Origin of the sequence: Thioalkalivibrio sp. XN279, from assembly GCF_011089885.1 — a bacterium.
Taxonomy (GTDB): domain Bacteria; phylum Pseudomonadota; class Gammaproteobacteria; order Steroidobacterales; family XN24; genus XN24.
Genome location: NZ_JAANBD010000028.1, coordinates 121,215 through 145,158 on the forward strand (window position 1 = coordinate 121,215; position 23,944 = coordinate 145,158).

Annotated in this window: 19 protein-coding genes and 2 pseudogenes; 8 read left to right on the plus strand and 13 right to left on the minus strand. The window is 57.7% G+C overall.

The annotated features are described in order from the left end of the window. Positions 1–127: 127 nt before the first annotated feature. Entirely contained in the window at positions 128–1,105 is a 978-nt protein-coding gene (locus G8346_RS10235; RefSeq protein WP_166050884.1) for a glycosyltransferase family A protein, read from the plus strand. Here the strand turns inward: G8346_RS10235 and G8346_RS10240 are convergent. Next, positions 1,053–2,558 carry a radical SAM protein gene (locus G8346_RS10240; protein WP_166050886.1) on the minus strand — a complete coding sequence of 502 codons (1,506 nt, stop codon included), beginning with the start codon at positions 2,556–2,558 and terminating at the stop codon, positions 1,053–1,055. The two genes, G8346_RS10235 and G8346_RS10240, sit on opposite strands and share 53 nt — an antisense overlap. Positions 2,559–2,856: 298 nt before the next feature. Beyond that, positions 2,857–3,726, minus strand: coding sequence for a glycosyltransferase family 32 protein (locus G8346_RS10245; RefSeq protein WP_166050888.1), 870 nt, complete (start codon positions 3,724–3,726; stop codon positions 2,857–2,859). 603 nt (positions 3,727–4,329) lie between these two features. Here G8346_RS10245 and G8346_RS10250 point away from each other — a divergent pair. From G8346_RS10250 to G8346_RS10260, 3 genes and pseudogenes are all read left to right on the plus strand, one after another. Further along, positions 4,330–5,496, plus strand: a complete 1,167-nt coding sequence (locus G8346_RS10250; protein ID WP_166050891.1) for a polysaccharide pyruvyl transferase family protein — start codon at positions 4,330–4,332, stop codon at positions 5,494–5,496. 388 nt (positions 5,497–5,884) lie between these two features. After that, positions 5,885–6,052, plus strand: a complete 168-nt coding sequence (locus G8346_RS15145) for a Coenzyme F420 hydrogenase/dehydrogenase, beta subunit C-terminal domain (RefSeq protein WP_166050893.1) — start codon at positions 5,885–5,887, stop codon at positions 6,050–6,052. 47 nt (positions 6,053–6,099) lie between these two features. Further along, a pseudogene (locus G8346_RS10260) lies at positions 6,100–7,219 on the plus strand (IS3 family transposase). A 160-nt stretch (positions 7,220–7,379) separates the two neighbouring features. On the opposite strand, the gene G8346_RS10265 reads toward G8346_RS10260, so the two are convergent. The 6 genes from G8346_RS10265 to larE are packed head-to-tail and all read right to left on the minus strand — an operon-like array spanning position 7,380 to position 13,663. Next, positions 7,380–8,399 carry a glycosyltransferase family 2 protein gene (locus G8346_RS10265; protein ID WP_166050895.1) on the minus strand — a complete coding sequence of 340 codons (1,020 nt, stop codon included), beginning with the start codon at positions 8,397–8,399 and terminating at the stop codon, positions 7,380–7,382. Positions 8,400–8,421: 22 nt separating this feature from the next. Further along, positions 8,422–9,771, minus strand: coding sequence for a lactate racemase domain-containing protein (locus G8346_RS10270; protein WP_166050897.1), 1,350 nt, complete (start codon positions 9,769–9,771; stop codon positions 8,422–8,424). A 23-nt stretch (positions 9,772–9,794) separates the two neighbouring features. Then, complete coding sequence (locus G8346_RS10275) at positions 9,795–10,985, minus strand: hypothetical protein (protein ID WP_166050899.1); 1,191 nt, start codon at positions 10,983–10,985, stop codon at positions 9,795–9,797. Beyond that, positions 10,982–12,187 (minus strand): nickel pincer cofactor biosynthesis protein LarC, encoded by a 1,206-nt coding sequence (gene larC / locus G8346_RS10280; protein ID WP_166050901.1) that lies wholly within the window; start codon positions 12,185–12,187, stop codon positions 10,982–10,984. The genes G8346_RS10275 and larC overlap by 4 nt, the downstream gene beginning before the upstream one ends. After that, positions 12,162–12,839: a nickel pincer cofactor biosynthesis protein LarB gene (gene larB / locus G8346_RS10285; RefSeq protein WP_206202693.1), complete on the minus strand. Its 678-nt coding sequence runs from the start codon at positions 12,837–12,839 to the stop codon at positions 12,162–12,164. The genes larC and larB overlap by 26 nt, the downstream gene beginning before the upstream one ends. After that, positions 12,839–13,663 (minus strand): ATP-dependent sacrificial sulfur transferase LarE, encoded by an 825-nt coding sequence (larE, locus tag G8346_RS10290; protein WP_166050903.1) that lies wholly within the window; start codon positions 13,661–13,663, stop codon positions 12,839–12,841. Before larE ends, larB begins: the two co-directional genes overlap by 1 nt. Before the next feature lie 919 nt (positions 13,664–14,582). Here larE and G8346_RS10295 point away from each other — a divergent pair. Together G8346_RS10295 and G8346_RS10300 are read left to right on the plus strand one after the other, a co-directional pair. Further along, complete coding sequence (locus tag G8346_RS10295) at positions 14,583–15,530, plus strand: hypothetical protein (protein ID WP_166050906.1); 948 nt, start codon at positions 14,583–14,585, stop codon at positions 15,528–15,530. Positions 15,531–15,543: 13 nt separating this feature from the next. Continuing rightward, a complete protein-coding gene (locus G8346_RS10300) occupies positions 15,544–16,713 on the plus strand; it encodes a glycosyltransferase family 4 protein (protein ID WP_166050907.1) in 1,170 nt (389 codons plus the stop codon). A 690-nt stretch (positions 16,714–17,403) separates the two neighbouring features. On the opposite strand, the gene G8346_RS10305 is transcribed toward G8346_RS10300, so the two are convergent. From G8346_RS10305 to G8346_RS10325, 4 genes and pseudogenes are all read right to left on the minus strand, one after another. Further along, positions 17,404–17,565, minus strand: a complete 162-nt coding sequence (locus G8346_RS10305; RefSeq protein WP_166050911.1) for a hypothetical protein — start codon at positions 17,563–17,565, stop codon at positions 17,404–17,406. Positions 17,566–17,833: 268 nt separating this feature from the next. Further along, complete coding sequence (locus G8346_RS10310; protein WP_166050913.1) at positions 17,834–19,177, minus strand: hypothetical protein; 1,344 nt, start codon at positions 19,175–19,177, stop codon at positions 17,834–17,836. 307 nt (positions 19,178–19,484) lie between these two features. After that, positions 19,485–19,983: pseudogene (locus tag G8346_RS14825) on the minus strand (transposase); the annotation flags it as partial. A 151-nt stretch (positions 19,984–20,134) separates the two neighbouring features. Next, positions 20,135–21,928, minus strand: coding sequence for a hypothetical protein (locus tag G8346_RS10325; protein WP_166050920.1), 1,794 nt, complete (start codon positions 21,926–21,928; stop codon positions 20,135–20,137). A 494-nt stretch (positions 21,929–22,422) separates the two neighbouring features. On the opposite strand from G8346_RS10325, the gene G8346_RS10335 reads away from it, so the two are divergent. Further along, positions 22,423–23,049, plus strand: a complete 627-nt coding sequence (locus tag G8346_RS10335; RefSeq protein ID WP_206202694.1) for a hypothetical protein — start codon at positions 22,423–22,425, stop codon at positions 23,047–23,049. Further along, positions 23,012–23,293, plus strand: coding sequence for an integrase core domain-containing protein (locus G8346_RS15150; RefSeq protein ID WP_370520601.1), 282 nt, complete (start codon positions 23,012–23,014; stop codon positions 23,291–23,293). Before G8346_RS10335 ends, G8346_RS15150 begins: the two co-directional genes overlap by 38 nt. On the opposite strand, the gene G8346_RS10340 is transcribed toward G8346_RS15150, so the two are convergent. Further along, entirely contained in the window at positions 23,290–23,862 is a 573-nt protein-coding gene (locus G8346_RS10340) for a serine O-acetyltransferase (RefSeq protein WP_166050922.1), read from the minus strand. The genes G8346_RS15150 and G8346_RS10340 overlap by 4 nt on opposite strands. Positions 23,863–23,944 lie beyond the last annotated feature (82 nt).

Below are 23,944 nucleotides of genomic sequence, written 5' to 3' on the forward strand. Positions count from 1 at the left end.
ACGGGACATCGGGATCGTCGCGAATGAAGCCGCCGTGGGCCTTTGGGTTATGACATATTTCGTCGATGGAACCGTTCTGTGACGGACTGCGAGATTTCTTGAGCAAGCGATTGAATATACTGAACCGATGTCAATTTCACCCGGAACCCAGGCCCGGCACACGCCGTCCAGGCGCTATGTCCTGATCTCACCCTGCCGCAACGAGGCGCAATACATGCGGCAGACCCTGGACAGCGTCATCGCGCAGTCCGCAGCGCCCACGAAGTGGGTGATTGTGGATGATGGCTCGACTGATGAAACTCCATCGATCCTGGCGGAGTACGCGGCCAAGTACCCCTGGATCCAGGTGGTGACCCGCAAGGACCGCGGACGCCGCGCGGTCGGGCCCGGAGTGATAGAGGCCTTCTACGACGGCTATGCCGCCATCACCCCTCACGACTTCGACTACGTCTGCAAGCTGGACCTCGACCTTCGCCTGCCGCCGCGATACTTCGAGATCCTGATGGAGCGCATGGAAGCCGACGCGCGCATCGCCACCTGCAGCGGCAAGGCCTACATCGAACGCGACGGCGAGCTGCTATTCGAGCGCCACGGCGACGACACGTCTCTCGGCATGACCAAGTTCTACCGGGTAGACCGCTTCGAGGCCATCGGCGGATTCGTACGAGAGGTGATGTGGGACGGGATCGACTGTCACATGTGCCGGATGCACGGCTGGATCGCCTGCAGCTGGGACGGGCCGGAGCTCCGGTTCGTGCACCTGCGGCCGATGGGTTCCAGCCAGCAAGGCATCTACACCGGCCGCATGCGCCATGGTTACGGTCAGTACTTCATGGGCACAGGATTCGTTTACATGCTCGCGAGCGCAGCGTCTCGGCTCAATGAGAAGCCATATGTCCTCGGGAGCTTGGCGATGATGTTGGGCTGGCTGCAAAGCGCCCTCAAGCGCGCGCCGCGTTACGAAAATCTGAAGTTCCGCAGGTTCCTGCGGCGCTATCACTGGCGGGTGTTGACGGCGGGGAAACAACGGGCCATCGAGGAACTTGCCGCCGTCACATCACCCCCTCGAAATCCCTCGCCACCTCCAGGATCGGCCGCCGATTAATCGCGTGCACTTCGCTCAGCACGCTGTCGACGGCCCGCAGATACTTCCGGGACGCAGCCGCAAGTAGGCGATGCTCCATCTGCGCCATACGGTGATTCGGCCGGACATCTGCAACGCCGGGGAAAGCCTGCGGACGTTTCATCCACTGGCGATGAAACACCGTGCCGGTCATGATCTGAAACCGGTTCAGGTTGATGCGGTCGATGCAGTCACGATGCACACGCAAGAAGTCTCGCGTCGTCTCGAGATCCTTAGGCGTCTCTCCCGGATACCCGATGATCATCGTCGTCCGCACACTGATCCCGGCGTCACGCGCGTCCCGAAGACGTGCTGAGGTCACCTCCAAGTCGGTGCCTTTCTTCATCGCGTCCAGAAGACGCTGGCTGCCGCTTTCCAGCCCGGTCGTCAGGCGTACCATCCCGGCCCGCGCCGCCCGCAGCGCCTCGCCGCTAAGGCCGTTAGCGCCCTGGGCGTCGATGTGTACCGCACCGATCCAGCGCGCGCCCGGCACCACGGCCTGGAAACGCTCGATAAGTGCATGCCACAGCTCGAGGTTCGAGTTGAGCTTCAGGTCGGTGAAAGCGAACAGCTTGGTCCCGTAGCGCTCCGACTGGACGCGCAACCCCTCGAGCACGGACTCCGGCGAGCGCGAGCGGTAGGTGCGGCCGGCGGCCGTGACGATATCCGAACAGAACGTACACACGCCCCAACCACAACCTCGCCCGGTGATCACCGGGATGATCCGATTAGGATACCGATCCCAGGGAAAATCCGAAAAATCCGGAAACGGCACCCCATCGAGGTCGCGTCGTGGCGGGGCTATGCCGTCCCTAGGCCCGCCCTCGCCGCGTAGCCACAGCCCCTGGAACTTCGCAAGATCGTCGCCGAGCAGCATTGCCTCCAGGATTGCCGGCACTTCCGTCTCGAGCTCTCCTGCAGCAAGGGCCGTCACACCATTGATCGCCAGCCACTCTAGCGCCACGTTCGGCTGGGTGAACCCGGCGCTGCCGAGCAGCAAAGGTATGCCGCGTCCCCTACATGCGGCTGCCATCGCCTGGCACAAGGGAAGATACATCAGGTAGGTGGAGACCAAGACCGCGTCCACACGAGGTTCCTGGTCGAGCCGTTCCTCGAAAAGCCGGGCGACGCGACGCGTTGCCCGGGCCAACTGGGGAGCAAGCAAGGACGCCACTCCGGCACGGATACGCTTGGCCCAAGGACGCGGTGACACGGCGCAGCGATACCCCAGCCGCGCCGCCAATAGGCTCCATGGGCTGGCCGGCTGCTCACGCACCACCCCGGACACACCGGTCAAGAAGGGCGAGAAGACATCGACGTCCCACCCGGCGCCGCGCAGCACAGCCACAAAGTACCCAACTGAATGGGTCGGGTAGCGGGCAGAGTTATTCAGATCGGCGACCAGCACCCGCCGGCGGCGCTTATGTCCATTCATTGTTTCGCAGGCATCCTTTCCCACAATCGACCAACGCTCAGCTCGTCACTCGCACCGGCCGTCGCGCTCAAGGACCACCCGATGCTCCATTGAGCCTAAGTAAACCGCAACTGGACTCAGTCTGCCAACCCCCGACAATCTGATCGGCACCGGCTTCGAGTCTCGTCCCGCTACTTCGTTTCGTGTACTGGTACAGATCGGGCAAGTGATTGCGCTTTACACTGGAAGTTGCCCGTGCCGGAGGGCTGCGACATATTGGAGAGGCTGCCAGGCGAAGAGATGCCTGTAGATTCGGGGCTCATCCAGCCTTTCGACGAATGCTTCGGGCGCGTAGACGTCGGCCAATGGATGCCACGAGCGGAATCTTGGTAAGTGCGGGGATGGCCCTGGCCAGCAAATCGATGCCGCGCGATGTTTCGATGATCGGACCCCTGAGGTCGCCGTAGTGCACACCCCGCCCGAATACCTTTCGGTGATCGACGCCTTGATCGAGGCCGGAATAAACGAAGCCCCGTTCATTAGCGCTCATTGGGCCGCTATGCGGATGACAATCACGGATGGCGTCGATTTCCAGTGAATACGCGATCGGCCCCGTCAAGCGTAACGTCCCCCCACCAGCCATACCAAGACGGAAAGGCGAGTAGCTATCGATGTTCTGGAGCACGCGGTCGATCACTGCGCGAAGATACGGGTGTCCGGGCACTGTGACGATTACCCATTGCGCGAATTCCCCGTTCGGCAAGTGAGCGACCTCGGGCAGAAACGATCTCAGGAAGGCGTTGGCACTAGGGGTTCTCGAACCCGCCATCATGTGTGGAAAATGTAACAATAAAAATCTGTCTTCGGGGCGAATCGCCGAGTCGAGGGGGCGGTCGCAGGTCGACTTAATGTCGAGATAGACACCGCCCTGTGCGTAGAGGGCCAGATAGCGAAGCAGATCGGATCGTGCCGCATAATATTCCGGACGGATGCGACGATAACGCGAGAGGATCTCCGAGCCGTAGGTCTCTCCGATGAACGCTTCTGCCCGAGGCGAATCCCAGAAGCTATAGATCCAATGCGGATTGGCCGCGCGCAAAGCATCGCGCACGGCGCGTACCGGTGCAGGGATGGCTGCCTCTCCTATCAGGAAATGCTGATGCAGTATGCGCGGGATCGACCCACCCATGGGAACGTCCGGAAGACTGAAGTATTTTCTCCGCATGGTCTTGGCCTGCTACGGTGTCACCTGAAACTAGGCCTCTAGAATTTCCTGGGGCCGTTTGCACTGACAATTTTCGAATAATGCACACTATGTCAGGTAGCCCAGCGGCGAATGTAGCGCAACTACCAAATTTCAATTTTCCGCCTATCCCCCCGAGGCTCAGGAACTGGTTCACAATCAAGCAATCGAGCCAAGGATATACGTCAGACGACTCCATATGCCCTTGATCCAATGGATTCCATCGTCGCGCGAAGTCGAGTCTGATACCCTGCTCCCCGACCCATTGTTCGAAGGCTTTCCATTGTTCGAGGGCTTTCGCGAGAGGCTCGGAGCCGTGGTCCACTCTCACCGATGTCGGTTGGGGGCCGTGCCGAGCATCTGCGCCAAGACCGCTGGAACCTTATAGCCCGTGAGCCGGAAGCCGAATTCAATTGGCGGAATCCCGCGACTCAAGTCATATACTGCCCAGCATACGAAATGGCCCACCACCAAAGTTCGTTTGACGAGATCGGTTGACGGAAGGGTGGAGTGAAAGCCTAGACGTCTGCCAACGTTGCAAAAGTGATCATGGACGCGCACAAAAATACCCCCAACCAAAAGCGAGATCAACGATTGGGCCTTCTCGGTCGAGCAGTGATCATCACGCCTGCAGGAGCCGGTGGCCTTGGGGATCAGGCCATGTTGGATGTAGCCGCTCAAGAATTGATCCAACAAGGTTATAGCGTTTCGCTACTCCCAAATCCCACCTCCATTCGCGCGTCGGTTACGCAGCTTTCGATCAAGGGCGGGATCAAAGAAAAACTAAGGATCGTAGCCACGATGCTGCGGGCCCGCCGTGTCATCGTTATCGGCGCGGATATCATCGACGGCGGATACGGCGCCACGCAGATCCTTCGAAGATTGCGATTAGCCCGTCTCGCCAGCCTGTTTGGCGGTCGTACACGCGTGATCGGCAGCAGTTTTTCGGCCAATCCCAACCCCGATGTCATCGCCTTCATCAAAGAAGCTAATTGGCTTGAGATATTCGCTCGAGAACCGTTGTCGCAACAGCGAATGGAGCAATTTCTTGGGCGTAAAGTGACCATGGTGGCCGACAGCGCATTCCTTCTCCGTCCGGAAATCTCCTGCGATGTGGCCAAAGCTGCCATGTCGTTCATGAGCGAGCAAAAGGCGAAAGGCCGTCGCATAATCTGCCTCAATGCAAGCGGCCTTGTCTTCACGAAAATCGCTCCGGGTGCACTTGAAAGGTTCAGCACCACTATTGCGGATTGGATCGCCCGGACGCCCGATATTGTGCCAATCGTCCTCGCCCATGATCGGCGGCCTGGAAAGGCCGGCGACCTAGAGAGTTGTGATGTGCTTGCCGCTGCAGTTAAGGATAAAGCCCCCGAACGTTGCTATTACGTACGCGAGAATATTTCGGCATGGGATGTGAAGGCGCTCGCCGCACAATTCGATATGGCTTTGGTTTGCAGAATGCACCTAGCCATCGCGTGCCTGGGGCAGAGCGTCCCGCCCCTTTCACTAGTTTCGATGGGCAAATTCGAGGGGCTGATGTTGCACTTCGGGTTGCAAGGCCTCACGCTTGACCCGGCCACCGTCGCAGGCGATATGTCCACGCTGACTGAAGCCCTAAACAACCTGTCCCGCCGTGCACCCGCGCTCCGGGATAAAATTCAGGATGCTTTAGCCGCCGTGCGTGCACTGAGCGAGAAAAATTACGAGCATTTGTGAGGGCGCTAGATCTGAACTATTGCACTAGAGCACGCTAATAGAAGCACTTTGGGAAATCCGTTGAGAGTGATCCGTTGAGAAATCCAGGTGACGGCGGGATTGCCAACGTCGTAAGAGCAGGTTTGTGTGTAGGCTGTGGTGCCTGCTGCGTTGTGCAGCCATCTTTGCGCATGAAACTCAACGAGATAGCGAGTTGGGTGCCGTCTGACACTCCCGGGCATGAATCTGACTCGGTTTGTCCGTTTTCCGATCACACACCAAACGAAGATAAGATCGCACAGGCGAAAGGCTTCGACATGTTCCCCCGTCATGAGAAAAGTCGAACTCCGCACATGACGTACAGACAAATGCCAAAACAAGTTATTACCCTGTTTCTTTCGACAGGGCTTTGGCACAAGTTAAGAAAGATCGAAAACGGTTTGTATTCGTCGGCGTCCCCTGCCATGTAAAAACACTTAATGCACTGATGCGACAGGATGCAGACGTAAAGAATTTAGCCGTAGCAACCGTCGCAATTTTCTGTGTGACGTCCCCCCAGTTTTCGACGCCATTTTAGAACTGGACTAAGCTGGCTTCTTGGGTCCTCCAACCGGAGATGAGGACATGAAGAAGTCGCGGTTTACGGAAGAGCAGATCATGTACGCCCTGCGCCAGGCCGAGGGCGGCACGCCGGTGGCAGATTTGTGCCGGCAGCTGGGCGTCAGTGAGGCGAGCTTCTACATCTGGAAGAAGAAGTACGCCAAGCTGGACCTGACCGAGCTGCGAGAGTTGCGACAGCTGCGTGACGAGAACGCCCGATTGAAGCACGTGGTGGCGGATCTGGAGCTGGACAAGCACATCCTGAGCGAGGTAGTGCGAAAAAGCTCTGAAGCCGGCCAGGCGCCGTGCGCTGGTCGGCTGGATCAAGGAACGCTACCAGGTGAGCACCCGCAGGGCCTGCCACCTGGCGTAGTTTTCTCGTTCGACGTACAGCCGCAGGAGCCAAGCCAAAGACCAGACGGCCTTGCGGCGACGGATCCGGGAGATCGCTGAGGTCCGACCGCGGTTCGGCTTTCAGCGGCTCCATGTGATGCTCCGGCGGGAGGGCTGGCACGTGAACAAGAAGCGCGTGCGACGCTTGTATCGGCTTGAGGGACTGCAGCTGAGGATGCGGATCCGGCGACGCAAGCACATGTGCCTGCATCGAGGTCCGGTGCCGCAGCCCGCGGCCCCCGGAGAGCGCTGGAGCATGGATTTCGTGCATGATCAGTTGTTCGATGGCCGGCCGTTTCGCATGCTCACGGTGGTCGATCAGTTGAGTCTCGAGAGTCCGCTGATTGAGGTGGATTTCTCGCTGACGGGACAGAGGGTTGCTGCGGCCCTCGAGCGGGTGCTCGGCATGGGCCCAACACCCGTGTCACTGACGGTGGATCACGGGACCGAGTTCACCTCCAAGGCGCTGGAGGAATGGGTCTGGCAACGCGGCATTCAGCTCGACTTCACGCGGCCTGGAAAGCCCACAGATAACGGGCACATAGAGTCGTTTAACGGGCGTTTGCGGGACAAGTGTCTGAATGTGAATCAGATCCTGTCCATCGATGACGCGAAGGCCAAGATCGAGACGTGGCGGCTGGACTACAATCACCACCGGCCACACAGTTCACTCGGGCACCTGACACCGAGCGAATTCATCCAGAGTCGTCAGGAGAAACGGGCCTTGGGGACGCCGGCAGTCCAGTTATAAGTGGCACCAAAACGGGACCAAGGACAGGCTGGTCAGTGAAGAGTCAGATGACTGCGGATCTGTTGACTGTGATTTAGATGATGGAATCCGCGCTTCACACAAGCACGGCCGGCTCAGAGAGGTGCTCACCAGGTAAATCAATCTCCCTCGCGAGCTGACGTCATTCAGCCGAGGACATGGCTCGACCGGGTCGTGGCGACCTGGCCCGTCGGAACCTTTCGCGGAAATAGCCCAGGGCATAAGGCAGCTTCCGAAGGACCGCATAGACGGCATACACAATTGCATCTACCAGGCGCTCTCCGCCTCGAAGCTGCGCCCGAATGATCCTAGCAACGAGAGTCACGGACCCCACGGCCGCCAAGCCCGACAGCCACAAGAAGCGCGTGTCCCAGGTGGCGAGAATCGCGCCGGCAAGAGCTACGGTCGGAACAACCGCGACCCAGACAAAGACGCTCCGGATCTCCTTGCATTGCTGATTGCTCAAGGTATTCGCCAAGACATCGACTTGGATAGCGTCTCCGCGACCTCCCCACACAGCGCGCGTCCACCAATCGCGAAACCCGACCAGCCCCGAGTCGTGGTCCGCCATTGCAATGGGCAAGCGGACGATCCTGTATCCGGCCTGCCGAACACGGGCGCACAGGTCTGCCTCCTCGCCGGTCAGTAGCTCGGCGCGGAATCCACCGGCATCCTGGTAGGCTTGGAGACGGGCCAGGAAAATACCCCCGCTGGCCGACACATCGCCGGTCTGTACTGAACGCCATCGGGCCGCATTGAACCGGTTGTAAACCGATCGTTCCGGGTAGCGCTCCTTCAGCAGCCCACACACGATTCCGACATCGGGGTTTGAATCGAGAAACGCCACTGCGGCTTGAATCCATACTTGCTCGAGGCTGCAGTCGCCATCGAGGAATTGTATGTAGCGCACCGCCTCGAACTCCGCGAGAAGAGTCTCCACGCCTTCCCGCCGCGCGCGTGCTGCCGAAAACGGCACGCTACGATCCAACTCGAGAACATGGACACCAAGTCCACTCGCAATCCGCACGCTGTCGTCCGTGGAGCCCGAATCCACATAGACGACCACTGTGGCTTGAGCTGGAAGAGACCCCAGGGCATCGGTCAGGTTGTCTGCCTCGTTTTGTCCGATCACGACGATCCCAACCGCACTGGGATGACTCATCAATGGGCCATTCCCCCTAGACTCAGCCAACGTTTCGTGACTCCGATGACGATTGGATCGGAAACAACATCGGCGCGCAACGATAAACAGACACCTTCACGCGCTCGTGGGCGCCGACATGTTGCAACAGGTCGCCAACAACACGATCCCAGTCATACTCCACTGGCGCACCGTCGATCAGGGCGGGCCTGCGCTGGCTCGAGCTCTCGACGAAGGGCACGAACACGATGTGACCTGTGCGCCACTTCAGGCCCGGGTCACGCCGCAGCGCGTTGCGCCTCCGGTTCAGCCGCAGCCAACGCTTCAGCCGCGTACCGCCGGACAGGCGTTTCACGGCCTGCAGGAAGCGCTCCCGCAGGCTTGTCGCAAGTGGTACGCGTCCGAGCGGGCAATCACAAAGCGCGGTCACCAGCACACGACATGCTTGCGCCTTGGCGTGCTTGAAGCACCAGCGGCTCTTGCCAAGGACGCACAGCGCGGTGTCCATCGGATAGGCATTCGCGATGACGATATCTGCCTCGGGGTCGGCAACCGTGCCGAAGGCCTGCCGCGCATCCGCAACTGCCGCGCGCAACGCACTCCTGAAGTCGCCACAATGCAGCGCCGCGACCTGCTTGTCCTGGTTGACCAGGCAGTTGATGCTGTAATGCAGCCCAACGAGCTCCGCGAGGTCTTCAAGGTCGCGACGAAACGCCGTGTCGACCTCGCCTCCCCGCTGCACCAAGCCATGCCGACGGTGGATGCGCGAGATGGTCTCGAGTGCAAGAATCCCGATCAGGATCTTCGCACCCCCGCTGAACGAAACCTCGTCATGCGGGTAAACACCACTGATCGCGATCCTCGAGTCGGCCTCGACGAGCGCCTTGTGTATTTTCACCGGGACGCCACTGGGCAACTCGCCGCAGTATTGAAACTGCCTATACTCGCAACAGTCTGGGACAATGACCTCGACATCATAGGGGATCATGCCGAGCTTGCGATCGAGCACCCGCCGGTCATCGAACTCGTGGGTACCGACTGCAACGAGTATCTTGATGTTTGACGGCTCGATCCCGATTTCGACGAGCGCGTCCAGGAGCGGGACCAGGAGTTGGTTCACGGGGGTCGGGCGGGAATGGTCATCGACCACAATCGCGATTTTGCATCGATCCAAAGGCTGATCATGCCCGCCTAGTATCGTACGAACACCGCCAATATGCACCCGGATTTCCTCCTCGCTCAGCGCCCGGCGGGGCTGCATATCATGCACGGTGATATCCCAATGGGCGGGCAAGGCAAGGGTGACGACCGAATCGGAGCACCAGGACCCGGTCTGGAGCGTGACGGACACTGACCTAGGGTTGTGTGGATGCGGCGACACCGGTTCCTTCATCCTTCCGATTTCATTCACAAGCCTCATGATCCAGCCGCGAATTTTCGACGGATGGTCGCAGCGAAATCACGGACATAGTTTGCATACCCGACGACGAACGGCAACGGGTCGGTGACGGAAAAAAGGCCAAAAGCACGCGATCTCCAGAGACCCGCAAGCTCGCGTGCTGCGGCCGACCACTGCCCGCGCCGGGCTCGCTCCACGGCGCCTCGCAACTCGTTGCGCAAGTGCAGCCAGTAGACATCGTCTATCTGTTCCACGACCGCAACCTGCTCGGGCTCCACGCCCGTGAGGTCACGGTAGGCGAGCAAAGCGAAATTGATGCCACTCGCCGCGAACAGGCTGTTGTACCAAGGCAGCCTGGGGTTGATCTCGATGAGATAAAAGTGCCCGTCCGCACTGCTCTGCTTGAACTCCACCGAGGCGAAGCCCGTGTAGCCTACGGACTCAAGCAGGCGCGCAGTCTCCTCGACCAGCGGTGGATTCCAGCGGGTGCGCCCGAATGACATCGTTCCAAACCCCACGGGTTGCTGGTGAAGCTTCTGCACGGTGCAGAACTGCGTCGGCACATCCTTGCCGATGTAGACATTGCACTGGTAAATACCGCTCTCGGGACCGGGGATGATCTCCTGCACCAGGGCGTAGGGCACAAGCTCGGGCCAAGTGTCCAGCACCTTCTCGAGGTCCGCTGGGGCGTGAGCAGTGAAATTCTTCCAGGGAAATGCGACGGTGTAGGAATCGCGCGGCTTGACCAGCGCGGGATAGCCGAATCGGTCCACGAGAGAACGGTCGTCGCTGAACTCGGCCAGGGGCACCAAGGATGGCGCACGGATTCCGCAGCGCACCGCAAGGTCGTGGCTCCCGATCTTATCAGTCACCATGAACAGCGTGTCGTCATCCACGATATTGAGAATGCAGGATTCACTCAACCGGTCCCGGTTCCGCGCGATGAACTCGACAAAAGCATCACTGCTGGCGAACAACGGTACCGGTCCCCGGTCCGGCCTGGACAACGAGATGATCGCGTTAACGAGGCGAGCCTCGTATTCGCCCCCCTTGGGCACCACGATCGCCGATGCATACTTCGAATGGGCGGCCGGCTCAGAACGGTGGGCACATATCACATTGACCAGGATGCCCGCACGCCCTAGCGCTCGCACCTGCCCGAGCCCGTTCACATCACCTCCAAGGACTATGGCGGGACGCAGAGTCATGCGCCGTTACCCTTGAGCGCAGCCGTGTATACCTCGAGCACCGCCACCCCGGCCGCCTCGGCCAGCTGGCGACAGGCCTCGAACTCGGGTGTCACCCGGGTCCGACCGGACGGCAGCTGGACCATCTTAACCGCCACGTTGCCAAACGGCGTGCCGACGATGCCCTGTGACCGCGCCAGTGTGATCCTGCTCACTGCGCTCATCCGCACGCCGATGGTGCTCGTCGACTCGAGGAGCAGGTTCGCAATGTCCTCGACATACGAACGATCCACGAGTATCTCCAGCACATGCCCGGGGCGCCCTTTCTTCATGATGACCGGGTAGATCGTCACGTCCCGCGCACCGTGGTCCAGCAGGTGCGCAACTAGGTCAGCGCCGAGCAATTCGCCCGGCAGGTCATCGAGATTGCAGCGCAACTCCATGATAGTATCCGACCGCGACTCGTTGAACGCCCCGCCGCGGGTCTCGGCCAGGCGCAAGCGCAAGACATTAGGCCGCTCCGCGATATCACGGCACCCGCCGCCATAGGCGGACGCCATGACCGTGTGCGCCGGCCAATCGAACTCCACCCCGAGCTCGGCCAGGATCAGCGCGCCGGTGGGAGTGGTCCACTCTCCACCGATCTTACCCGTCACTGTCGGCATGCCGTGCAACAGCCGCTCCGTCGCGGGTGCCGGCACCGGAAGCCCACCGTGCGAAGCCTGCGTCATCCCGCTGCCCACACAGATCGGCGTGCTGAATGCCGCCCCGACACCCAGCCGCTCAATGCACAGCGCTGCAGCCACGATGTCCATGATGGAGTCCAGTGCGCCAATCTCGTGGAAATGAACCTCCTCGAGGGCGATGCCGTGGACCCCGGCCTCGACGGCGCCCAGCCGCTCGAACATCCGACTCGCACGACCCTTTATTGCCTGATCGAGCGTCGACTGGTCGATCATCTCCAGGATCTCGGCCAGCGAACGGTGCTTATCTGCTCCACCCTCGTCCTCGAGAAAGTCTCCTCCCCAAAGCACTTCGAACCGCCTGCACAGGATGTGCGACCGGCGGGCATCCGAAAAACGGCAATTCACCCCGCGAAGCCCGAGGACTCCCGGCAACGACAGGACCTCCTGCTCGCATCCGGTCAACGCCGAAGCTGCGGCGACAAACATGTCGCCGCTGATCCCGCTGTACGGCTCAACGAGCAGCGCGCGCACGCTCATCCGCTGCCAGTTGATGAAGAATGCGCGCCGCAGAGGCCGCTGCCCCGCAGCCGTTGTCGATGTTGGTGACGGTGACGCCACTCGCGCAACTCGCCAGCGCCGAGTGCAGGGCCGCCCGGCCGCCCTCCGCCACGCCGTAGCCCACGCTCGTCGGAACGGCGATCACGGGCTGGGGGAAAAGGCCGCCGACGACCGACGGCAGCGCGCCCTCGAAACCAGCGAAACAGATGATCACCTGGCAGCGCGCCAGTGACTCCTGGTGTGCAAGCAGGCGATGAATACCTGCCACCCCACAATCCCCGATTTCCTCGGCGGTGCCGCCAAGGAACTCAAACGTGACGATGCTCTCCCGCACCACCGGCAGATCGGAACTGCCGCCGTAAACAAAAGCCACCCTTCCAGGGATCGCCTGCGGCGCGCTGCGAATCATGCGGAAGGTCCTGGAGACTGGATCGTAGATTCCGTCGATCCCGGTGACTTGGCCAGGTTCACATCGCGTGACGAGCATGTTCGCTCCGCGAGCCTCGTGCAGCCGCGCGATCTCGACGAGCTGTGCGGGTGACTTGCCCGCACCGTAGATGATCTCAGGCAGTCCGATACGCTCGGCACGGGCGAAATCGAGGTCGATATCGGCATGAAGCATGGCCTGCATCAGTCGATTCCAATAGCGCGATTCAGCTTGCCTGACACCAGGCCCTCCGGGTCCATTTCCACCTCCGAAAACCCAAAATCGAGAAACGCCCGGCATAGGTCCGGCCACAGTTTCGCCAGATCGTGAATTCGAACCTGCGGGACTTCCACGCGGGCGAGACTGCCGTGATGCCGGACCCTGCAGACCGCGAAGCCTCTCTCGAGCAGCCACCTCTCGGCGGCCTCTATCTGCGCGAGTTTGCCACGGGTCACCGACTCACCGTAAGGGATCCTCGAGCTCAAGCAGGGACTGGCGGGCTTGTCCCAGACCTCAAGACCATTCGCACGGGCCAGCTCGCGGACCAGCGACTTGCCGATTCCGCACTCGAGCAGGGGATGACGGACGGAGTGATGGCGAGCCGCAGCCAGTCCTGGGCGATAGTCGCCCAGGTCGTCCAAGTTTGCGCCACTGCAAATCCACCAGTGCCCAGCCATGGCGGACAAGCCGGCCGCAATGCTCGTGTAAAGAGATGTCTTGCAGTGGTAGCAGCGATCCGGGGGATTGCTCGCGTAGTTCCGATCATCGATCTCGCCGGGATTCACTAGCACCAACGGGATGTCGTGCCGAGAACAAAACCACCGCGCCACGGCGAGGTCGCGGCGCTTGAGACTCGGCGAGTCCCCTGTCCAGGCCGCGCATCGGTCCCGACCCAGCACCTTGCGGGCCCAGAAGGCTACGAGTGCCGAGTCCACCCCCCCTGAAAAGGCTACTGCAACCCTTGTTGCCCCGCCAAACCAGGCGTCAAGCTGTTGCATCACTTCAAGATGGACCTCAGGACGCGACATCGAATTCTCTGCCGGAGGGAGTCATACTCCGGACGAAGATGACCGAACAGAGCGCCGCCTAACGCCAAGAATCCCAGTCAAATATGTAACCTGCATACAGTAATTTGAACGCGGAACCAAGACATTTGGCAAAATGGCCCGGTCCTGCGGCGACACTCCAAGGCTCTTCCGGGATGTCAAGCGTAACCCATGCCGACGAGGCCGAGAAGTGTGAGGGTCGTGGGACTTGGCACCGGGGTGACCGTCATGCTATTGATTTCAATTACTGTGGATTGGTTCAAATAGATGCCGCTCGTGTTCGTGGTCTCCATGAACAGCCTCATTCCACCCATTGGGCTTCATAAATTCATTCTGGCAATTCCAACTGGTTGGTAAAATGTATAGGGCACTGTTTGACACACTCACCCTACTTTCCTTGTCGTCGGCATCCGGCCTACAAGGATCGAATGTTGCAAGAGACAAACCGCCCTGATTGAACGCTTCTCAAATAACACGCACTGGCCACCATAGAGAACTCACTAATGCCATGATCAGTCTACGTCGAACTCTAGAGCAAGCTCGGATGAGAATTCGCCGGCCACAGACATCAATGGTATTTGCGACTCGCGGAGGGTGGCTTCATATCGCCAAGTCCACCAGCCGTCACGGCACAGCCTAAACCAATCCGTGCCCACGAGGGGCGGTTCACAATCTAGTCATCTGGAACTGATGCATGCATGGAAAATACGCAACTTGGACGAAATTAATACCCGCTTACCTCTACCGTCAGGTAGTCCGGCAGAGGATCAAAAACCTCGTGGAGTGGCCAGTGGCGCCGTGCCCAGGAGAGGGATGCACAATAATAATTGGGATGTGTTCACGACTGCCAAACGTCCTGCTCGGAAATCTTCGACTTTTGGCCAAACTAAATTGGCCCGACTTGACTAAAGTCATTGTGGTCGTTGATGGGCCTGCGGGATGCATCGACCCTGCCATCGAATCCCAAGCGACAGCAGTATTGTCGGGGACCCCGTTGAAGTTCTTTTATTACTCTGCGCGTCAATCTGCCATCGCCGAAAAACTATGTCTTCCCTATCTGTATTCGTGGCTATCTTGGAGTATTGGAATAAGCCATGCCACCACGCGCCATATCCTGTTACATGACTATGATGCGCTACTTCTCGATAATTCCATTACAAACCGCTTCTCACTATTCAAAGAATCCAAAGCGAAGGTGCAGGGAATTTCATGGTACAACGTTAATGGGATTTGCAGGGACGACCGACTTGCAACCACGTTTGAAGCATTTGTGGATTTGGAATGGCTTCTGGGATTCCCTCCAATAAAAATGTTCAATCAGATCGGTTACAAGAGCGGACACACACGAGACTACGATACGCTCCTAGAACTTCAACACAAACATCTTGAACCCGAGAAGCGCGCAATCGTACCAATGAACGAAGAGTCCTTGGTGCACCCGACGCAGATGATTCATCAATACACCATGTTTCGGCGCGACCCACATAAAGCGATGCCCTGTGGCTCGTTACCGATGATTCCGTTTTTCGAATGGCTATCCGGCGCAGACTCTGCAATTCGCGCCGTTACCCAAAGAATTAATTCGTCAGCCAATCCCGCAGCGGTCGACTTTTTCGGTGATGGACGCATGCTCAATTTCAGCTTGCTCCACATTGACTCCGTCGACTGGAACTTAAAGCAAATGGTTAGGGTGTGCGCTCGCCTGAAGATTGCCCCGTACAAGCCCCTAATCGATTACGGGCATAGTTTATATCGCTTGGTTTCCGCACCAAACGACCGTATCTGGCGAGGCGACTTCACCGAAGAACAGCGACGCTGGATCAATGCCGTAATGCCCCGATCTGCATAATTGATTTTGCCACATGAAGATTTTGTTCGTAACCTACCATATGCCTTTTCCACACGTAGCTGGAAGTATGCAACGCACAGCTTTGCTTATCGATGCTTTAAGGCGTAATCACCAGGTCGATATTTTCCTGCTTCGCGGTCGTGGGCAGGCTGAGTTTCTTGCAGACAACGGATACCATGTAGCAGGATTTTCACCTTTACCGGAATTCCCGCTTTGGAAGAAAGCACTTGATCGGATGTTTAAGCACATAGAATATGAATACCGATCGAACCACAGAATCTTCAGCGCCCTAAAACAAGTCTTCGATGGAGGTGGATATGACCTCGTTATTGGACGCTATCTCAAGGCCAGCGAAGTTGCCGGGGTGTCATCGCTTGCCCCCTCTCTGATTGATCTTGACGATTTGGACACGTCAGTGTTGGCGAATCGCCTTTCGTCGCCAGGCACTCCTCGTTGGCAACGACCTTTAGTCCGCTGGAAACTTCGGCAGCTGCAGGTCGAGTTCGATAAGTGGGTGAACCGCTATACCAGGTGCTGGGTTTCTAGCGAAAACGACTTGGCTCTGTTGAAACGCGATGGTGTAGACGTAGTCCCCAATATCGCGTGGCAGATGGATCCAAGGCCACCATATCAGCCATCGCCCGATACCAAGCAACTCTTATGGGTTGGTTCGTTTAACCACCCTGTCAATCTGGCGGGCCTAAATCGTTTCATAGAGCAATGCTGGCCGGCAATTCATCAAGCCGAGCCAACAGCCGAGCTTTGTGTTGTCGGCTCGTCATTACCAAAAACACATCATAAAAAGTGGTCGAGAATCCCCGGCATCAACGTCTTGGGATTTGTCGAGAACCTCGATAGACATTATATGGAATCAACGTGTTCGATCGTACCGCTTTGGGATGGGGCGGGCACAAAGATTAAAGTCATCGAAAGCCTTTCCTATGGTCGGACTGCCTTAGTCACTGCTCATTCTGCCCGGGGTTATGAGAACACACTTAAACACAATGAATCTTTATGGGTGGCAAATAATGAGCAAGATCTCATCGAGGGAGCCCTGTTATTGCTGAACGGGAGAGATTTGCGGCACATGCTTGAGAAGAACGGCAGGTCCATCGTTGAACAACTGCATAATATGTCAGCTTTCCAACGGCAGGTTGATGCTTCAATTGCTAGATTTCAATAAACTTTTTGACTTGACTGCAATTGCTCGCCAGCCCTCTTCGGACTCTTGACGTCAGGGGCGGTCTTGGTTGATTGGACAGCGTATCGGGGAAGATAAGTGAGCGTCATCGGTCGTCACGATTGAGGCCGCTTCCCTCAGCCCGCTGGTCTGGAAGTAAACCTCATCCTGGGCCCGGCTGCCAAGCGACTGGTGCGTCCGGCAGGTGTTGTAGAAGGCGAAGTATTTCTCAGGCGGGTCAGAGCTCGCCGTTTCGGAGGCCTGCCGGTAGTTGCCGCGCTCGAAGGTATATCGGTTTGACTGTGGGGACAGAGCCAGCGAGCCGTCACCGAAATGTTTGGGATACTGGCGCAGTTTGCGCTTGATGACATATGCAAGGCGCTCGCCAGCCGGCAATACGCAGCCCAAGTATCCCTACGGGGCGCTGTCGAGCCCCGACACGGATTCCTGAACGATGTTGTCCTCGGGGTTGGCGACTTGCTTCAACTCTTCAAGCCGAGCGATCAACTCCGCTGGAGATTCCACGAACTTGGCCGTTCCGCGAATGGCGGAGCGTCCGGCATGCGCCCAGCGCGGCTTGAGGATTACGGGGTGGATCTCCCGATGGCGTTCACCCGACGCGACCAGGGCGACATTAGCGAATGCGGATACCGAAATTTCGCATGCCTGAGCAGCTTCGCACTGCGCCTGCTTCTACAGGATCGTCTCGAGCGACTGCAGGGGCGCCGTCAACGAATGAAAATCAAAGTCTCCCGATTCTGCCCGGCGAGCGATATAGGGTTGCCAGTCGTCGGCAGAACCAAGCTGGACGGGCACGATTCCACCAGCCCGCAGCTTTTGGAGAACGGCATCCATCGCGCTTCCCCCCCGGGATCTGCTCACTCGCTTGTCACGGCAGCTCGATGTGCCGCGCCTAACGGCTGTGAAAGGTCGGTCCGGGTCTGGCGTCGATCCTGAGAACCCGCACACCGCATCGACCGAAGCTGCGCGCATAGCTCAGACCGTTGACTGCGGCGCCGAGGATCACTCCCGGTGACAGAGTTCCCTCGGAGAGATAAGACATCAGTGAATCCGACTGAGAATAAGAGAATGGTCAATCGTAGGCTTTCATTTGGGTATTCCGTTACGGCATTCGGTGTGGATGCACGCCCGGTCGTCGGGAAATCGAACCCCGAGTCTCTGCTTTAGGTCGCCCTTCATGCGCCACCGCATGTTGGTACCGCCCGGCGAGCGCACCGGCCACCAGCCAGAAAATCGGATTGCGGAAATCATTTGGTATCAGGTAGATAAGTGACAGCGCCATAATCATGGCAAGCGCGGCGGTGGCGGGCTCCACAGAGCCTGGACTGCGCCGCTCCAATCGCCAGATCATCAAGAGAGGCAGCGCCATGAGGCCGAACTGGGCGATGTACCCAAACCAGCCATAGGTACCGATCACAATCACCCAGGCCCCGTCGGTCACGCTCAAATCCGCACCCGTCCTTTCATCATAAAGACGGTTGCGTCCCCACCCCCCCCATCCGACGAGGGGCTTCTCCTGCGCCCGCGCAAAGAGCGCATCTTCATGCCCAAACCGAAATTGCAGGGATTCGGCACGGCGAGGATCTATTTCGGCTGCGACATTCACAATGGTTTCTATAGGGAATAGGTCGGCGCCGCGCAACAAGGGAAACGTGAGGAAAGTCAACGCGACCAGCGCCGACACAAGCATCTGCTTGCGGACTTTAAACAACAAGACCACGGGCAAGAACAGCAAGGCCAGCATTTCCGCGGCCAAATTACGGGAAAGAAAGAGCGCCAGCCCGATCCACAATGTCGTGACGACCCATGGAAATCTGCCAAATCGCGTCTTTGCCGCCTCCCGCCATCGCTCGGAGGCCGCAACCATCGCCGTCGCCAGAAACAACCCGACGGCGAGGCCGTGCTCGAGGAACACGATGGGACGAAAGCCCCCGCCCCGTATGTGTTGTACCCAGCTGTGCTGAAAGAATCCATATATCCATATGTGAAGCCGGGGACTCATCCGAACCTCAAAAAGAACCAGGAACGCGTAGAGCGCACCGGATATCGCGAGCGCAGTGACCAGGTAGCGGTGCTGGTCCACAGCCGCCAGGAACCTCATGCCAAGCAAAAAAGGCACAAGTGCGATGAATAGATTGACCGACATCGACACGCCGTCATAGGGTCGTAATCCCGCGATGAACCGGGGACCCGCCATCACGCTATCGCCGTTCTGCAGAACTGTCAGGAAAGGAGAAAGTAGCACCGCGAGGAAAAAAATGAAGAAAACCCGAGTACCAGTTGCCCCGTTGGACAGGCCAGGCGCCTTCGATGAACGAGAATTTCCCTCAGGCCCTAGGGCGGAACGCTTCGCGCGGCCGTTAATGGTCGGCTTTTTTTGTGTCCGCTTTACAAGTGTGAAGCATAAAACAAGGGCCACGAGAGCCGTTACCGAGGCTTTGTCCAAGGGCGGCACCATCGGAAGGTCAACTGCGACCCCTGATGGAAGCAGTAAGTAGCCGCCGAGAATAGAAAGTATGAGTGCCTTATATGGCGGTAGTGCCTTAAAAAAGGCCAACATGGCTAAAGGCCAAGCAAAGAGCACTAGGAATGCAAAGGAATTCGGCATTTGGCGCAACGATGGCTACGTGGGGCGACCGAACACAGGATACCCAAGTTGGCACCGGAGACAACCGGAGCGTGTCACAGATTCGCCGATGTGTCGGCAGTTCCGGGAGCTAAAGAAATTCTGCTTGTGAGCCGTTGTTCCAATGTTAACTGCTCATCACGAACCGGCTGCCAAACTGGACGGCCAGATGGGCTTTGGCAGCACGCCATTCTTTCGGTGGCCTTTCCCACTTGGCGATGATGTTCCTGAGCGCCAGGAAGATCAGCTTGGTGGCGGCCTCATCGCTCGGGAAGTGTCTCTTGTTGCGCACAGCCTTGCGAACCTGGCTATGCAGCGATTCGATCGCCTTGCTGGTGTAGAGGATTTTCCTGGCCTCCGAGAGGGCGAAAAACGGGATCACCTGCGGCCAGCGACGCCGCCATCTAGCGACGTTGGCGGCCTTGTAGATCGTTCATCACGCGAGGCCAGAATTTGGCGCCCTCGGTCTGCTCCAGCCATAGGCCGAGCACGTCCTTCTCGCGGTCGCCGAGGATACCGATGGCCAGATAAACCGCCTTGTTGCGAACCAGACCCTCGTCGCGGACCTTCACCCTGAGCGCATCGAAGTAGACCACCGCGTAGGTCGACTGCAGCGGCCGGTTCTCCAAACGGTCAGCCAGTTGTACGGTCGAAAAGGGGGCCACTCCACAGCAACTGGAAATATTTTAACGGAAGGATACCTTCGCTTCCCAAACGCGACGAAGCGCTGGAAGCGACCATGAATACCCTCACATCGACGCGCTGCATTTCAACATATTAATTTGAAACACCGAATCCCTCGCGCACGTAAGAGTTAAAGGCATTAGCCGTAAAACGAGTTTGCCAATTTGAGCGCGACTGACCCAATGCTCGGAGAACGAATGCTCCCGCATCTCCAGAAAGACCTAACGAACTCATATAGGTCTCTACTGTCCGCCCAGCATCAGGATATGCCTGTTGAGCAAAAGTAGCTCCGACCTCACCACTCTTAGTAATCCAGCCTGCTAACGTGTCGCCCGGCGTAAACAGCCCCGAGCTTGAAGTACTGTAATAATTATTACCGGAGTAAGAAAAGCCGGACAATCGCGCATCACCCTCAACCCAACCTTGGTAAAAAATTATGTCGGTCGCTCCCGAAACGAACTGAAATTCATTATCCCTGACGACTAGATTTGCCACATCGGTAAGAGCTGAACTAATGAAGACCCCATAAGTAGGCTGGTTGGTTGCGCTACGAAAACCGTACATTATGTTCTCCGCAATCTCGATGTTCCGGGCGATATAGGTCTGCTCAGTGCCCGCAATGTACACACCGAGAAACTCCCCGATTCCCCGAGGATCAGTCCATACATTTCCGACAATTTGCCCGCCGTCGATATTAATCATCTGGATCAGATTCGATCCGTTAGTGTTCGGCGTGCCCTGAGTAAATACATTTCTGACAATCTCAGCCGACTGAATCGAGTTGCCACTTCCACCTCGCCCGCCCACTATGAGGCGATCAACTTGGAGGAATAGATTATTTTCTATACGGCCGCCAGCGCGGAAATCTGCTGATTCTCTTTCTCCGCGAAAGAAAATATTACCGCGCAAAACTAAGTTTGGAAGACGGCTTGGGCCAGTGTAATCGCCAGGATTTAGATACAAGAACCTCCCGAACCTACTCTGGTCCGGGTAAGTGCGTTGGAACGGCTCAGAGAATACATTTTCTTCGAATAACAGCTTATCTGTAGCGGCAGCATAAAATTGCCCATCGTGCGCTTGCCCACCAATGAATATTGATCGCCTAATGACGATATTCTGTAAGCTACCGCCTTGTATGATATTGACTTGGTTATCAACCTTTATGTCCTCTACGAGAATATGGCTCGATGTGCCGCGAATATCTATGGCGCGGTCAGCCACAAGCCAGTCATTGGCGAAAAAATGCAAGCCAGAAATAATAATGAAGCTGGTATCGTCGTTGTCAAAGGAAACGCCTGAGTCGTTTCGCAGCCGGGGCCTTTTACCCGAGCCATAAGAAGCTATGATATGACGCTCTTCGCTCGAACGCCCAGCGGGCGCACGCCCGCCATCACCCGTTGACCAACGCTCATTAGTCCATTCATCACCACGTTTTAACAGCAGGACATCGGGATACCCTGCACGCATCTCTGAGTTTGCGGCGAGAATTGTCTTAAAGGGCTTTATCTGTTTGTTAGGCTGAAACATCCCGTTTTGGTCAAAAGACAAATCGGAAACGCCATAGACTAACCCCGTAGCGTCATCCCCAAGGCTCTCGGAAACAAACACCACGCGTGCGTCCTCGTAACCCGAGGCAATCACCGCTTGGAAGTCGGTCCAGCCGTTTTCATCGAGCGGGAGCCCAGTAAAATCGTGGATCAGCCGGTGGGGCTCGTTATCGATGGCGGTCAGGGCAGGGGCCTTCGGAGGCGACTGTGCCAACACGCCGCCACAGGCTAGAGTCAAGGCTGTTGTCACCATGCCAATATGAAACAGCCTCAAAGGGTGAGTGAGATAGAAAGACCAGCGAGATTTGCTTGTTTCATTGGCAGGGCGGCTGAAGGACATTAGAGGAACTCCTAGATAACACGATTCGGCCAATAACTTGGATCATATGATCGATCTTAGGGTCCCACAATAGCGGTAACACTAGATTGTAAAATGTGGAGCAGGTCACAATGTCGGACTCGCCTGATCAGGCCCGCCGTTACTTAGAGGGACTCCAGCCGTTTTGCAGCCACCGCTCTTGGCTCAAGTGGAATGACCCAGTAATTTCCAAGTCTAATCTTGCGGGAGAGACACCAATGAGCGTTGTGATGTACGAAGAGATCAAGCGTTGGACGGCGCGGCGCAAGTCGGCGCTAGTGCTGGAAATCGTCCAGGGGAAGACGACCATCGCCGAGGCGGGCCGGCAGTTCGATCTGACGCCCTGAGAGATCGAAAGCTGGGCCGAAGAAGGCAAGCGCGGCATGGAGAAAGAGCTCAAGCCGCGGCTGGAGGATTTGCGTGAGCAGTACGAGCGCTAGCTCAAGGATCTGCAGGAAGCGTATGGCGAAGCAATATTGGAGCTGCGCGCACGAGAAAAATTGGCGTCCCCTGCTGGGCAAGGACGAGAGCTGATCCTCTCGATCCAGCAGGGATTGCAGGCAGAGGGCTTTACGGTCTCCGTTAGCCAGCTGTGTCGCTGGTTCGGTGCGCCTCGTCCGACGTTGTATTACCGGCCGACCAAGGCGCTGCCAAAGGTGCGGCCTGAGTTGGCTGGCCGCACACGGCCACGCATCGAGGCGTCGCCGTCGATGGCGACGGCGCCCAACCAGCGCTGGGCCACGGTTTTGCGTCGGGTCTGGGGCGGCCGGGACGGCTGGCTGATGCTGACACTGGTGATCGACCGCCATAGCCGGGAGCTGCTTGGCTGGCAGCTTTCCAAAAGCGGCAAGGCCACGACAGCGGCCGGCCTTGGGGCAAGCGCTTTTATCGGTCGCCACGGCAGCCGGGGACGCGTCCAGACGCAGTTCCTGCTGCGCTCTGGTAAATGGCGTGGTCTTCACCAGCCAGCATTGCACGCGGCTGGTCCGCAGCTATGGATTGAAACAGTAGTTCATTACGCCGCATCGCTCGCAGCAGAACGGCCTGGTCGAGCGCGTCATCCGGATGTTGGAGGAGCAATGCGTGCATCGTCACCGCTTTGACACCCAGCAGCATGCAATGCGGGTCATAGCTGACTGGATCCAGTTGTATAACCACCGGCGCCCTCACCAGGCACTCGGAATGAAAACCCCCTGCTCAAGCGTATGGTCTAGCAGCGTAACCTGCGCAGAAACCGCTGGGCCATTCAGTACGGCCAATCTCATCAAATTTTCTCAGAGCAGAATCCATGTCAACACGGCGTTATTTAAATCCCTCAAATCTGCTGTTTGGATATCCCTAAACTAAGCACCAAAACGGCGAACTATCTTCCCAGGAATCCCGACCACGGTACAGCCATCTGGGACATCGTCCAACACCACAGCGTTTGCACCGATTCTTACATGATCTCCGATCTTGATACCGCCGAGTATTTTTGCACCAGCACCAACGTCAACATGGCCACCTATAGTAGGCACGCCATCTTTCTTTCCGCCACACCCTAAAGTTACTTGCTGGAATATCAGGCAGTTGACGCCAATTACACAATTGGGATGGACAACGACCCCATTCGGATGAGTGAGCCGTAGACCACCGCCAATACGGGTGTTTGCTGGAATGTCCGCCCCGGTGACGGCAGACCAAAATCGGTGCCTTAATGTAGCGAAACGTTTGAAAACCGCCGCCAAAATCCCCCTTTTTTTTGCATAACGTTGATAACTACGGATTGATGCAATCAAGCGTTTGTCTGGCTCCCAATAGCGTCCGGCTCTCTCACGACTCCAGTCCGGTTGGGTAGCGGAAACCTGCCGACGGACTGCAGCAACCTCAGGGGACACTGATCCTATAGATAAATCTTGATCTTTGTTCCGGTTCATCTAAATTAATCTCATGGGACTTCCCGCGGTATGGTCAGGTGGCCCCGAAATGTGATGAGTGACGCCTCTTGGAATTCTTCAA

What these genes read in the sequence shown, in the direction of transcription:
- G8346_RS10240 (WP_166050886.1), bottom strand. Translation starts at nt 2,558, where the DNA reads ATGAATGGACATAAGCGCCGCCGGCGGGTGCTGGTCGCCGATCTGAAT.
- larB (WP_206202693.1), bottom strand. Translation starts at nt 12,839, where the DNA reads ATGCAGGCCATGCTTCATGCCGATATCGACCTCGATTTCGCCCGTGCC.
- G8346_RS10245 (WP_166050888.1), bottom strand. Translation starts at nt 3,726, where the DNA reads ATGGGTGGGTCGATCCCGCGCATACTGCATCAGCATTTCCTGATAGGA.
- G8346_RS10340 (WP_166050922.1), bottom strand. Translation starts at nt 23,862, where the DNA reads ATGAACCGGAACAAAGATCAAGATTTATCTATAGGATCAGTGTCCCCT.
- larE (WP_166050903.1), bottom strand. Translation starts at nt 13,663, where the DNA reads ATGTCGCGTCCTGAGGTCCATCTTGAAGTGATGCAACAGCTTGACGCC.
- G8346_RS10250 (WP_166050891.1), top strand. Translation starts at nt 4,330, where the DNA reads ATGGACGCGCACAAAAATACCCCCAACCAAAAGCGAGATCAACGATTG.
- G8346_RS10300 (WP_166050907.1), top strand. Translation starts at nt 15,544, where the DNA reads ATGAAGATTTTGTTCGTAACCTACCATATGCCTTTTCCACACGTAGCT.
- G8346_RS10265 (WP_166050895.1), bottom strand. Translation starts at nt 8,399, where the DNA reads ATGAGTCATCCCAGTGCGGTTGGGATCGTCGTGATCGGACAAAACGAG.
- G8346_RS10325 (WP_166050920.1), bottom strand. Translation starts at nt 21,928, where the DNA reads ATGTCCTTCAGCCGCCCTGCCAATGAAACAAGCAAATCTCGCTGGTCT.
- G8346_RS10305 (WP_166050911.1), bottom strand. Translation starts at nt 17,565, where the DNA reads ATGGATGCCGTTCTCCAAAAGCTGCGGGCTGGTGGAATCGTGCCCGTC.
- G8346_RS15150 (WP_370520601.1), top strand. Translation starts at nt 23,012, where the DNA reads ATGTTGGAGGAGCAATGCGTGCATCGTCACCGCTTTGACACCCAGCAG.
- G8346_RS10270 (WP_166050897.1), bottom strand. Translation starts at nt 9,771, where the DNA reads ATGAAGGAACCGGTGTCGCCGCATCCACACAACCCTAGGTCAGTGTCC.
- G8346_RS10235 (WP_166050884.1), top strand. Translation starts at nt 128, where the DNA reads ATGTCAATTTCACCCGGAACCCAGGCCCGGCACACGCCGTCCAGGCGC.
- larC (WP_166050901.1), bottom strand. Translation starts at nt 12,187, where the DNA reads ATGAGCGTGCGCGCGCTGCTCGTTGAGCCGTACAGCGGGATCAGCGGC.
- G8346_RS10275 (WP_166050899.1), bottom strand. Translation starts at nt 10,985, where the DNA reads ATGACTCTGCGTCCCGCCATAGTCCTTGGAGGTGATGTGAACGGGCTC.